General features: G+C 53.2%; 11 protein-coding genes, 4 tRNA genes and 1 rRNA gene. 1 reads left to right on the top strand and 15 read right to left on the bottom strand.

Going from position 1 to position 12,333, the window contains the following annotated elements; translation table 11 throughout:
• Positions 1-311: 311 nt before the first annotated feature.
• The gene (locus tag H581_RS0106665) at positions 312-1,547 is read right to left on the bottom strand and encodes an aminopeptidase (RefSeq protein WP_028609332.1); all 1,236 of its coding nucleotides are present in this window, start codon (positions 1,545-1,547) and stop codon (positions 312-314) included.
• Positions 1,548-1,665: 118 nt separating this feature from the next.
• Positions 1,666-2,622 (bottom strand): helix-turn-helix transcriptional regulator, encoded by a 957-nt coding sequence (locus tag H581_RS0106660; protein WP_028609331.1) that lies wholly within the window; start codon positions 2,620-2,622, stop codon positions 1,666-1,668.
• 137 nt (positions 2,623-2,759) lie between these two features.
• Here H581_RS0106660 and H581_RS0106655 point away from each other — a divergent pair, with 137 nt between their 5' ends.
• Positions 2,760-3,644 carry an SDR family oxidoreductase gene (locus H581_RS0106655; protein WP_028609330.1) on the top strand — a complete coding sequence of 295 codons (885 nt, stop codon included), beginning with the start codon at positions 2,760-2,762 and terminating at the stop codon, positions 3,642-3,644.
• A gap of 7 nt (positions 3,645-3,651) precedes the next feature.
• Here H581_RS0106655 and H581_RS0106650 read toward each other — a convergent pair whose 3' ends face one another.
• From H581_RS0106650 to H581_RS0106590, 13 genes are all read right to left on the bottom strand, one after another.
• Positions 3,652-4,521 carry an SDR family oxidoreductase gene (locus H581_RS0106650; protein WP_028609329.1) on the bottom strand — a complete coding sequence of 290 codons (870 nt, stop codon included), beginning with the start codon at positions 4,519-4,521 and terminating at the stop codon, positions 3,652-3,654.
• Position 4,522: 1 nt separating this feature from the next.
• Complete coding sequence (speD, locus tag H581_RS0106645) at positions 4,523-5,344, bottom strand: adenosylmethionine decarboxylase (RefSeq protein ID WP_028609328.1); 822 nt, start codon at positions 5,342-5,344, stop codon at positions 4,523-4,525.
• A gap of 99 nt (positions 5,345-5,443) precedes the next feature.
• Positions 5,444-6,241, bottom strand: coding sequence for a nucleotidyltransferase domain-containing protein (locus H581_RS0106640; protein WP_028609327.1), 798 nt, complete (start codon positions 6,239-6,241; stop codon positions 5,444-5,446).
• Positions 6,242-6,329: 88 nt separating this feature from the next.
• Positions 6,330-7,814, bottom strand: a complete 1,485-nt coding sequence (locus H581_RS0106635; RefSeq protein WP_028609326.1) for a nicotinate phosphoribosyltransferase — start codon at positions 7,812-7,814, stop codon at positions 6,330-6,332.
• A 1-nt stretch (position 7,815) separates the two neighbouring features.
• Positions 7,816-8,625, bottom strand: a complete 810-nt coding sequence (locus H581_RS0106630) for a ribose-phosphate pyrophosphokinase (protein ID WP_028609325.1) — start codon at positions 8,623-8,625, stop codon at positions 7,816-7,818.
• A gap of 21 nt (positions 8,626-8,646) precedes the next feature.
• On the bottom strand, positions 8,647-9,411 hold the full coding sequence (locus H581_RS0106625) for an NUDIX domain-containing protein (RefSeq protein ID WP_028609324.1): 765 nt from the start codon (positions 9,409-9,411) through the stop codon (positions 8,647-8,649).
• 216 nt (positions 9,412-9,627) lie between these two features.
• Positions 9,628-10,623, bottom strand: coding sequence for a Gfo/Idh/MocA family protein (locus H581_RS0106620; protein WP_028609323.1), 996 nt, complete (start codon positions 10,621-10,623; stop codon positions 9,628-9,630).
• 224 nt (positions 10,624-10,847) lie between these two features.
• Positions 10,848-11,441: a P-loop nucleotide/nucleoside kinase family protein gene (locus tag H581_RS0106615; protein ID WP_028609322.1), complete on the bottom strand. Its 594-nt coding sequence runs from the start codon at positions 11,439-11,441 to the stop codon at positions 10,848-10,850.
• 212 nt (positions 11,442-11,653) lie between these two features.
• Positions 11,654-11,728: transfer RNA gene (locus tag H581_RS0106610), tRNA-Gly, on the bottom strand.
• Positions 11,729-11,737: 9 nt separating this feature from the next.
• Positions 11,738-11,812 (bottom strand) — tRNA-Gln (locus H581_RS0106605).
• 27 nt (positions 11,813-11,839) lie between these two features.
• Positions 11,840-11,916: transfer RNA gene (locus H581_RS0106600), tRNA-Asp, on the bottom strand.
• A 37-nt stretch (positions 11,917-11,953) separates the two neighbouring features.
• Positions 11,954-12,030 (bottom strand) — tRNA-Met (locus H581_RS0106595).
• A gap of 112 nt (positions 12,031-12,142) precedes the next feature.
• Positions 12,143-12,333, bottom strand: a 23S ribosomal RNA gene (locus tag H581_RS0106590); the annotation flags it as partial.

Raw genomic sequence — 12,333 nt, 5'->3', positions numbered from 1 at the left:
ATTGTAAATAATAGCGTCATGTCCATGTAGTCATAAACGTCAATACGAAGGTATGACGTTTGTCATGTTTCACAGCGAATTTGCCCAATATGTGTAAATGACTGTAAAAGAAAGCAAGCCACCCGGGCATCTGCCGGGACGGCTTATGTTTTAGCAAGCTTTTTGTACCTCAGTTTTCCGGGTCATTCCAAGCTCGTCGGTATAGCAAGGATGGATTACTCTAAATAAAATGACCCGCAAGAGGGTCACTTTATCTCAAGTGTCCTTCTTATGGGTCATCGTTCATTGTAGGCGATGGAGCATCTATATAATTAAATCGCCCAGTTCCCTTTGCGGAAGATCGGAACGACCGTACCGTCGCTCTTAATGCCGTCGATATCCATCTCCGCGGAACCGATCATGAAATCGTTATGCGTGATGCTCGCGTTGACGCCATTCGCCTCGAGCTCCTCCGGCGACATTGTCTTGCCGCCTTCGATATTGAAGGCGTAGCCGCTTCCGATCGCCAGATGATTCGACGCATTCTCGTCGAACAAGGTGTTGTAGAACAAAATGTTCGACTGGGAAATCGGAGACTCATGCGGCACGAGCGCAACCTCTCCCAGGAAACGCGCGCCCTCGTCGGTATCGACCAGCTTCTGCAATATCTCTTGGCCTTCCTCTGCCTCCGCCTTCACGATCCGCCCGCTCTCAAACGTCAGCTTGAAGCGGTCAATGATGTTGCCGCCGTAGCTGAGCGGCTTCGTGCTGGATACGTAACCGTTCGTGCCGGTCTTCAGCGGAACCGTAAACACTTCCTCCGTCGGCATGTTGGCCATGAACGGAATGTTATTCATGTTCGTGCTGCCTGCCGCAACCCAAATATGCTTCTCATGCAGTTCAATCGTAAGATCAGTGCCCGGCGCCGTGTAATGCAGCTTCCGGAACCGGTTCTCGTTCAGCTTCTCGCTCTTCATATGTAAAGTGGCATTATGCTCTTTCCAAGCTTTAACCGGATCTGCGTTATGAAGTCTGACGGCATCGAAGATCGCCTTCCAAAGCTGCTCGACCGCCTTCTCTTCGTGAGCATCAGGGAATACCTTAGCCGCCCAATCCTTGCCTGCAGCCGCAACGACCGTCCAGCTGACTTTGTCGGCCATGATCGCCCGCCGGAATTCCTTTAACCCCTCGCCCGATGCCTTCTGGAAATTCGAGATCCGCTCCGAATCAATTCCCTTCAGCAAATCCGGGCTGGACGAGGTGATCGAAATAAATGCCGCTCCCCTCTCCACGAATGCATTGCGCATTGCCGTCTCCCACTCGGGGAAGCTGGTGAATACGTCATCCGCCGCTTTCTCATACTTCAAGCGGGACAAGTCGTCATCCGACCAATCCACATGGACGTTGCTCGCGCCGGCCTCATAAGCCTTGCTTGCGATAAGTCTGACAAGCTGCGCTTGATCGACCGGTGCCCGCGGCAGGAAGACCTCCTGTCCCTGCTGCACATTCACGCCTACGCGAACGATTAATTCCGCGTATTTATCCAAAAGCTGTTCAAAATCACTCATCTCGCTTATCTCCCTTCAATTCCATTTTTCACTATCGATAAATTCTTGCTATAGCTTAAATTGTATCGAATCCGCTAGCTCATAGTCAAATGACGGGAACCGCCGCGGACGCTCCTATTTACGGACCTTCCCCATACAGCCCGGCGGCAGCCGCCGCTTCTGCCCGCACTCGTGCGCGCATCTCCTCCGGCTCAAGCACCTGAATGCGCGGACCATGGCTCAGTACGATTTCACAAGCGGACTCCAGCGTCTGAAATTCCGCCATACAGGCGATCCAGCCGTCATTCGCCGGCCCGCATTCTCCTATCCGGACATAACGCTCCTTCGCGAGCCGCCCAAGCAGCGATTCGAGCACCTTCACCTTGGCCGGGTACCGGGGCAGCCGCTGCTTGAACTCTCCCACGGATTGCTCCCAATAGGCGGCTAAGTCGAAGCCGGGCGGCCGCTCGAACGATTCCCTCATCAGTTCCGCTCCGGAAAGGCGGGAAATACGAAACGTCCGCATCCCTCCTTCCGTCTCCGCGATCAGGTACCAGACATGACGTTTGGCCACCAGGCCAAGCGGATGAACGATCCGTTCGGCGGCGCGCTCATTCCTCTGATAAGCGATTCGCAGCTTCCGCTCCTCCCAGACCGCCTCCTGCACGACGGGCAAGAACGGCGCCTCTTCATTCGACTGATGCCAGCCCGCGCCGTCGATATGGATTTTTTGCCTGACAAGAGCCGCTCCTCTGCTCGCCTCAGCGGGAGAAGCGGCCAGCAGCTTTTGGACGGCGGTGTCAAAATGGTCCGCGATTCCGAGATCGCCAAGCAATTCCACATGGCTTGCCACCAATACGGACACGAGCTCTTCGGCGCGCATCCCGGTCAAATTCGTGCGATAGCCCTCCGTCAGCAACCAACCTCCATTCTGCCCCCGTTCCGCATACACCGGCACGCCGGCCCCGCTTAACGACTCCATATCGCGGAGGATCGTCCGCTCGGACACCTCCAGCTGCTCCGCGAGTTCCTTCGAGGTCAGCTTCCCGTAATTTTGCAGCAGTAATAGAATCGAAATCAATCTGCCTGCCCGCAATGGCTCACCGCCCTTCCCTTGTCTCCAAAACGAATCGATTATTTTCTATTGTAGCATTTATATATGACAGTAGCTGTCGTATATGCTTTGCTACACTGACGAAGAGCAATCATATTCAAGAGATAGGAGCGATCATGATGAAACCACTTGAAGGAAAAATAGCGGTTGTCGCAGGAGCGACGCGCGGAGCGGGCCGGGGAATCGCCGCAAGCCTGGGCGAAGCGGGAGCAACGGTTTACTGTACGGGAAGAAGCGTCCGCGGGCGAGCCTCGGACCTGAACCGGACGGAAACGATCGAGGAGACGGCTGAGCTTGTGACCTCTCTCGGGGGTAAAGGAATCCCGGTGAGAATTGACCACACGGTCCCGGGGGACGTAGAAGACTTATTCGGGCAAGTGAAGGCGGAGCAAGCCGGACAGCTGGATATTCTGGTCAACAATATATGGGGCGGGGAGCAGCTGACGGAATGGGATAAGCCATTCTGGGAGCATTCGCTGCAGAAAGGCTTATTGATGCAGGAACGCGCCGTGAAGGCGCATCTGATTACAAGTCATTATGGCGCGCCGCTATTGGTAGAGCGGAAGTCGGGGCTTATCATCGAGGTGACGGACGGGATCGATTACCGATACCGGGGCAGCTTATTTTACAGTTTGGCCAAAATCTCGCCCATCCACCTCGCCGCGGCGATGTCGGCCGATCTTCACCCTCACGGCGTCTCCGCCGTTGCCGTCACGCCCGGCTTTCTCCGCTCGGAGGAGATGCTGGAGCATTACGGCGTTACCGAAGCGAACTGGCAGGATGCCGTTCGCAGCGGCAAGCCGCATGCCGAGCATTTCGGGCAAACGGAGACGCCTCGCTTCGTCGGACGCGGAATCGCGGCGCTCGCCGCGAGCGGAAATTTGCTTGAACGGTCCGGCCGCGTATTTTCCAGCTGGCAGCTGTCGGACGAATTCGGCATAGCCGATATCGACGGACGGCGGCCGCATTGGGGGAACTACGCCAAGGAACACGGCTTCCTATAGCATTCTTTTACCCGTTCACAACCTCGCCGCCGTTGATGTGCATGATTTGGCCGGTCATATAGCTTGAATCGTCGCTGGCCAAATACACATACGCCGCAGCCAGCTCATGCGGCTGCCCCGGACGCTGCATCGGCGTATCGGAGCCAAACTCGGCGACGGATTTCTCATCGAAGGTTGACGGTATGAGCGGCGTCCAGATCGGTCCGGGAGCGACGCCGTTTACCCGGATGCCTTGGCCTGCCAGGTTTACGGCCAGCGACCTCGTAAAGGAAACGATCGCCCCTTTGGTCGAGGAATAATCGATGAGCGTCGGGTTGCCTTTATACGCCGTAATGGAGGCCGTATTAATAATCGTGCAAGACTTCTTCAAATGCGGCATGGCGGCGATCGTCAAATAGAACATCCCGAATACGTTCGTGCGGAACGTGGACATCAGCTGCTCCGACGTAATTTCCTCCAGCTTTTGCCGCACATGCTGTTCCGCCGCGTTGTTCACCAATATATCCAGCTTGCCGAACGCCTTAACGGTCTGTTCCACCGCGCTCTTGCAGAACGCCTCGTCTCCGATATCGCCGGCGATCAGCAGGCATTTCGCTCCGGCCTTCTCCACCGCGGCCATCGTCGCCTTCGCGTCTTCATGCTCATTCAAATAGACGATCGCTACATCGGCGCCCTCCCTGGCATAAGCGACCGCGACCGCGCGGCCGATTCCGCTGTCACCGCCCGTAATGACCGCCGCTTTTCCTTTCAGCTTGCCGGCTGCCCGATAAGCTCCGGTCTCAAACACCGGCAGCGGCTTCATCTCGGATTCGATGCCCGGCTGACGGTTCTGATGCTGCGGCGGATTAATTGGCTTCGTCTTGGTTGTATTGCTCACCTTACATCAGCTCCTTCATATTTTTCCCGTAGAAGATTTCATCCATCTCGGCCTTCAATCTTCGCGTGATTTCCCGCTGCTCACTCTCGGATAGCGAATCCTTCGTGTAGCCGAATAAATAATTGTTCAAATCGAACTGCTTCAGCTTGCATTTGGTGTGAAACATATTTTCCTGATAAATATTCACATCGATCATGTCATACAAAAGGGTCTCTTCCTTCGGTATGTAATTCTGAATCGAATTAATGTCATGGTCGATGAACAGCTTATGGCCGTTAATGTCGCGCGTGAAGCCGCGCACCCGGTAATCCAGCGTCATAATATCGGTGTCGAACGAATGAATCAGAAAGTTGAGCGCCTTAAGCGGGGAAATCTCTCCGCAGGTCGACACGTCAATGTCGGCTCTGAAGGTGCTGATTCCTTCATTCGGATGATATTCCGGGTAAGTATGGACCGTAATATGGCTTTTGTCCAAATGCATCACCACCGCAGCCGGCTCGGGCAGAGGCCCCGGCGACTCTTCGAAAGATTCCTCCGGCTCGTCGCTGACCGGTCCTTCCGATACAAGCAAGGTTACGCTAGCCCCTTGCGGGACATAGTCTTGTTTCGCAATATTGAGCACATGTGCGCCGATAATATCCGATACCGTGCTCAAAATGCCCGTCAGCCTGTCCGAATTGTACTGCTCATCGATGTAGGCGATATAAGCCTCGCGCTCTTCCTTCGTTCGCGTGTAACAAATATCGTACATATTGAAGCTTAACGATTTCGTTAAGTTATTGAAGCCATGCAGCTGTATGCGCTGCTCCGGCGTTAGCATCACTTCGAATCCCCCCTGTTCACTAACTACTATTTCCTAAAAAAAACAAAGCATTCCGTCCGGCCGCCGCCGATTGCGAAATGCTTTGTTCATGCATATCTTTTACGTTGAACCCCACACCTCATACAGCGCGCTGCGGAATAATTCATCCAGCCGGTCATCGGGAGAATCCTCTGCCTGCCTCTGGCCGGCAGCTCGCTGCTCGAAGTAAGCGATCCGCTCTTCCAAAAAATCGTTAATGACGCGGAGCTTCGGCTCATAATCGAGTTCATCGCCGGCTCTCTTCCGCTTAAGCAGCTGCTCAATTACCGTCAGAAGCTCGCTTTCCTTCGGAACAAGCGCCGTGACCAGCTGCTCGAATTCAATCGGAGGCATCGTATGGAATTGTTCGATCCAACCGCATGCAAGTATCGGCCGCAGCACATAGAAGTATTTCTTGATCTTCACCTGCTCGCCCTGCAGATAGTCCCGGTAGTTTCCTTTTGCCATATGAAGGTAGTGGTACATGCAGGACTTAGGCGAGAACGTTAACGGAGACAGGCTCCGAATTTGGTCCGCTGTCGTATATTTCATATGATAGACGATCGGCGACTGCAGCCATTCGAGCAGCGGCGGGTTCGACTTGCGAAACAGCCTGAGCGCCTTTCTGAGATCCCAACCGTTAATATCCAGCATATTGCTGATCGGACGTTCAATAACGTCCCGTTTGTCCATTATCGATAAATACCATTCCATGGGCCTGACATATATAAACCTCACATCATAGTCGCTGTCCTTAGAAGGAAAGCCCCAAGCCCTGCTGCCCGATTCGCAAGCATACAGGATGCGCACCTGCTCTGCCTTCTCAATCGTCTGCAGCTCCCGTAATATTTCGGCATGCATCTCGTTTGTTTTCGTCATTACTTACCTCCATTTCACTTGCGCTCATACTAAACAGCGAGAAAAGCCGCCGGCCTCGCTAACAACGAAACGGCAGCCCTGCAAATCATTATAAATAAGCCAATAAGTTCGCGCGAACGTCCGACAGCTTCAGATCCCGCATCAGTTTCCCGTCCTCGAACACGATCTCAAGCTGATCCTCCGCTTTCCGCCGCTCATACTCCGCTACGCCCAGATTGTCCGTGAAAGCAAGCTTTCCGTCCTCCTCCGTGACAAGCACCAGGCCGGTCTGCGATTTCTTCACGCCGTTGTCCGTCTTCGGATCCTTGTATATTTTGCGCTCCTCGCCGTTTACGACCGTAAACGTCGATTTCAAGGCGAAGCCGAACGTATCGCGCGTATTATACTGGTACGTGTACGAGCCGATGCCGTAAACCATATTCGTCGAAGCGAAACCCTTCGCCTCAAGCCGCTCGCATATTTCGCGGCAGCGCGCGATCGTGATCGCATCGCCGTAGATGGCGCCGATGTGGCTGTCCAGCTGCTTGTAGCCCTTCTCCGTTACCGTACCGCCAAAAATGTCCCACAAAATCTCGATTACGCCCTTGCGCTCGAACTCGCTCTCGCCATCCGGATCGCCGCAGATGATTTTTACCGGGTCGCCGCTGTCCGGCCGGATCACAACCCTGCCGTCCCTGCTCATTATATCGTCCTTCAACCCGCGGATCACGACATCCAATACGCTCCATAGATCCCAGGTATCCGATACGATCGAGACGAAGCCGTTCGGGTAAACCTCCTTGATCAGGTAACGGTACGAAGCCATTTCGTCACGTCCGTGCGCGCACATGACGCTGTGCTCCGTTGCCGGAATCGAGGTGCCGACCAGCTCTTTCTTCATATCGGCGTTATAATAATTTTCCAGATAAAGGATGGCCGGAATCGTATCCGTCCCGGTGAACGAGATGAGATGCCCCGCGCTGCTGCCGAGCGCCGCTTCCAGCGCACCCATGCCCCGCATCGAGAAGTCATGTCCCTGGAACGGTACGCCCGACACGTCGCCGTTCGTCTTGCGGGCATACGCTTCTAATATTTTGCGGTATTCGAAGGCCAGCGTCGCGCTTGTAGCCGGCATCCACAGCTGGCACGACATGAGCGTCTCCAAATAGTTCGTCAACCAGAAGAAAGCGGGCAACGTGTTCTCGATCGTCAGCATCGGCACTCGTACCGGAACGAGCGCGCCTTCTTTGACTGCTTTGATTTTGATCGGCAGGTAACCAAGCTCGTGAAGCTCCTCAATATGCGCTGCATCCGGGTCTGCTGCCCCCAAAGTATATTGGATGACTCGCTTATACTCCTCAGTAACTTCCTCTTTTGTTCTTGCAAAAAAATGCTCGTTAAAATAATCGATAAGATACTGCTTAATAAACGATTGGAAACCAAAGGCGACAACCTTCTGAATGCCTTCCATACGGCTTGTGCGGGCGGTCCAAGTCGAGTAAACGAGCTCCGTCCCTTTCGGATATTGATTCTTGTGGCTGACCTTATAGAAGTCGCACAGCAGTGTTGCAGGGTAAACAAATTTTTGTGTCATCTCATAAACCTCCTATTTCGAATACGCGAATTTTATCGTGCTCCGAACCGTCCAGTATGGTATCCGTCGTAAAAACGCGGTCAATAAGCGCCGATTCCAATAGCTTTCCTTTATAAATCGACTTCTCGCAATGCCCCGCGAGCAAATAGATATGCGAAGCGCCGATTTCCTTCAGCTTCTCCGCGCTCCTCATGAAGGTGCCCCCGTACGAGCAAAGATCGTCAACAATAATGGCCTTAAAGCTTTCGCCGCTCACCTGTCCGACGACCTCCAGGCTTTGAATTTCGCCCGTTTGAAAATCCCTCGATTTAAAGCCGGTAAGCTGATTATAGCCCTTCACCTTGCTGTAACGTTTCTGAGCGCCGGCATCCGGGAAAAACAAGTAATCCAATTCCGGATCAAACCCGACCTCCGTGACGACCTGCTCCAGAAGCTGAATCGTCGGGTATTTCGCCAGGCTGCGGTCAATTAACGCGAGCGTCACGTCGGAATGCGGCTCGATAACGGTGACGGACTCGAACTGAAGCGAGTTCAGGAACGCCGCCGTATATTTAAGCGTGAAAGCGGACGTCCCTTCCACGCGGTCCATCCGGCTGTACGGCATGTAGGCGATCGTCAGCGAGCACTTTGCCCTACGCGCATCCAAGTAGCTCTTCACGAACATCAGCTTAATGAGATCGCCGTCCTCCTCGTACTTCCAATAGATCGTGTTGAAATCCGTCATATGCGTTAAAATCTCGTCCCCGTTCACGAGCGTTTCCCCGTTAGGAAACGGCTTAAAGTGAAGCTTCATCCCATTTAATTTCAACATTCCGGCATTCTCCTCCCGCTGTTAGTTGTAGATCGATAATTGAGGCTCTTCGTTCGTGAAACGGTACAGCTGCGCCGCCCGCTGCGAGTATTGATTGGATAGCTTTGGCACGCCTTTCTCATCCCTGACTTCCTCGATAATCGCGCTTCGGCTCTTCGTGGATGTCAGCTTGCGAATAAAGTTCGGTTCCTTGTAATCGGGCACAACCGTCTGAATAATCTGGTACAGCTCGCTAAGTGTAAACGCCTCCGGAAGAAACTCCTTCGCTACTTTGGTTGTCAGCATCTTATGGCGAATGCCGAGCAGCGCATCCGCTAAAATCTGCCTGTGGTCGAACGCAAGTTCCAGCTTAAGCGCTTCTTCAACGGGGAAGAGCCTGACGTCCGAAGCGTCCACGTCTGCCGCGCGTTTCTCCAGCAGCCGCTCGTTCACGAGCGCCAAGAAAGCGTGCGAGATCATCCATCCCCGCGGATCGCGTCCGGGCGCGCTGTATACGTTAAAATAATCGACGTTCACGTTCTCCACGGCCGTCTCTTCCTTCAGCTCCCGAATCGCGCAGTCGTGCACCGATTCCGATTCCCTCGTGAAGCCGCCCGGCAGCGCCCACTGCCCTTCGTACGGCCAAATTTTCCGCCGGATCAGCATCACCTGAAGCTCCCTTGTCGGCAAAGCCTTTTTCTTGGTCGGTTTCCCGGCCGATACGATCGTAAAGACGACAATATCCGCCGGCGCCCCGTCAGGCGTCCGATAACGGCTGGCGGAGTAGTTCGATTCATTTTCGATCATCACTGCAGCTCACCCGTTCACTTTATTGTTTTGATTTGGTCGTTTTGATATTTTCATAATGACATTATTAAATGGCGTTGTCAATGCCTTTTGGCAGAAATAGGCTCAAAAATCACAAGCTTGCCCCAAGCAGAAACCTTGGAATCCAAAAAAAGAAGAGGCAGCATGCCTCTTCCCGCCAGACTGTTCCGCCATTGTCCGGCTTACAGGTTCAATCTACTCCGCAGCGATCCGATCCGCCGGATAGACCAAGCCGAATTGTCTTCTCGCTTCGTCCATAATCTCTAATGCCGCCAGCGAATTTTCGAACGAATTAACCGACGATTCCGTCCGGCCCGTCCGGATGAGCTCCATAAACTCTTTTGCCTCATAGAACATTGATTTGCTGTTTGTCGGCCGCGAAATATCCTCCGATGTGCCGTTGCGGTATTGGATTTCGATTTTATCGGCTTCGCTAATCTTATCGATCACAATGCTTCCGTTCTCGCCTTGAATTTCGGAGGGCAGCGCAGAATGCGTAATTTTCGAATACATAACAACCGCATCCATATTCGGATACTGCAGCACAAGGCTGCCTTCGCCGTCGACGCCGGACTCCAGCATGACGCCCGTCGCTTTCACGGCATCCGGCTTGCCGAACAGCGTTACCAGCGGATAGATGCAATATACGCCTAAATCCATTAAAGCCCCGTTCGAATAAACCGGGTTAAATGCGTTCAGCACCGTACCTGCTTTATAAGCGTCATATCTCGAAGAATACTGGCAGTAGCTTGCGAAGTAACGGCGTACCGTCCCCAGCTTATGGAGGTTCTCTTGAATCGCTTGAAAGCCCGGAAGCAGAGTCGACTTCAAAGCCTCCATCAGCAAAACGCCATTTTCCCGCGCGGCCGCAATCATCCGCTTTACTTCATGCGCATTGGACGCGATCGGCTTCTCACATAACACATGTATCCCCCGGTTCAAACACGCAATGGCATGATCCGCGTGAAAAGAGTTCGGGCTCGCGATATATACGGCGTCGATCTTGCCGCTTCCGGCCATGGCATCCAGATCGGTATAAACCGCCTCCGCACCGTGCTTTGCCGCAAAAGCGCGACCCGTTTCTTCCGAACGCGAGTATACCGCCGTTAAAGCAAAGCCTTCAACCTCCCGCGCAGCATCGATAAAAGCTTCCGTTATCCAGTTCGTTCCAATGATTCCGAATCGTATCATACTTGCAGCTCCTTGCAGTGTTTTATTCTAATTCGCACTCTTACTATTATAGCCGCGCCTTGAAACATCTGTCCAAGCTATGCCAACATTTCTTCCATTTCCTTCTTTGACAAACTCCAGCTTTTATATGACGATGCCAACTACCATCATCAAGCGTAAACGGCTGACGCCTTCCTTAGCGGTAAAGCAATCGTTTCGCGGTGAATAAAAATAAATGGCTTCCGCTACGCTTTAGTCCCGTACACGAACCGCTCCAGGACAGCGATCGCTTCTTGATCTGACGGTTTGGTGTTGTCATAGTAGAGTACGGACGAAGCGGGAATATTCCATTTCAGCTCTCTCTTCGCAAGCGAGCGGCTGAACTCCCGCCAATTGTCCAGCTTCCACTGATCGAGCTCCGACCCTCTTTGGACAATACGGTTATAATAGTCCCTTTCATTCTGAAGCGCGACAAATATTACTTTAACATCAACATGATCTAAGGTGGCCCCGATGGCAGAGAGTTCCCTCTCTATCCAATCCGGGGTCTTTGTTTCTTTCGTGAACGGGCCGACGACGAATGCATCGGTTCCGATTCCGATGTTCTCAAGCGCGGCGTCCATCGTGATGCGGTAGCCGAGATCCCGGCACAATGTCTTATAGGCAGCAGAATCCCGGTCGCTTGGATCAAGTCCGGCCTGTTTCATGAGCGCTTCCGCGGCCGGGCGCAGCAGCGTATCCATATCGAAGAATGCCGCGCCTCTTTTTCTTGCCATTGCTTTCGCGAGCGTCGTCTTGCCGGCACCGGCTCCCCCTAAGAAAAACACCAACTTTCGCATATTTTACGCCTCCTACACGATCGTGTTAGCATGCACGTTTGGGTCTGCGCAACGGAACTGCTGCGCGGAAACGTGCTATCTATCTCATATGCTTGTCTACACAGCAGATTATATCATCAAAACGGCTGCTGCTTCGCCTCAACTAACCGGAATATCGTAGCGTTTAACACAAAAAAACATCTTGCTTGGCAAGATGTTTGTCTTAGTTATGATGGAGCGGAAGACGGGAATCGAACCCGCGACCCTCGCCTTGGCAAGGCGATGCTCTACCGCTGAGCCACTTCCGCGTATATAAATGGCTGGGGATTCAGGGATCGAACCTGAGAATGACGGAGTCAAAGTCCGTTGCCTTACCGCTTGGCTAATCCCCAACAAAATCAATTATTTGTTTAGATAAATGGCGGAGCTGACGGGATTCGAACCCGCGGTCTCCTGCGTGACAGGCAGGCATGTTAGGCCTCTACACCACAGCTCCATATGTACTTCCAAATGATTACCAAAAGTAAAGTTATTGGTTGCGGAGGCAGGATTTGAACCTGCGGCCTTCGGGTTATGAGCCCGACGAGCTACCGGGCTGCTCCACCCCGCGTCATCTAGAACCTGTTTCAAGGCGCTTGCGCCCTGAAAACCGGATACGAAAGAAATTGCTGCTGAACTTTAGCTGTTTGTCTGCCGGATGTATGGGTCCATGCAGATCTTCTTAGGATAAGCCCTCGACCGATTAGTATTCGTCAGCTGCACGCATTGCTGCGCTTCCACCCCGAACCTATCAACCTCGTCGTCTTCAAGGGGTCTTACATACTGGGAAATCTCATCTTGAGGGGGGCTTCACGCTTAGATGCTTTCAGCGCTTATCCCGTCCGTACTTGGCTACCCAGCGGTGCTCCTGGCG

The organism is Paenibacillus harenae DSM 16969 (genome assembly GCF_000422465.1).
GTDB classification, from domain to species: Bacteria; Bacillota; Bacilli; order Paenibacillales; family Paenibacillaceae; genus Pristimantibacillus; species Pristimantibacillus harenae.
Note: the sequence above shows the minus strand (reverse complement) of the source record. Positions and strands in the feature narration are given on the sequence as shown.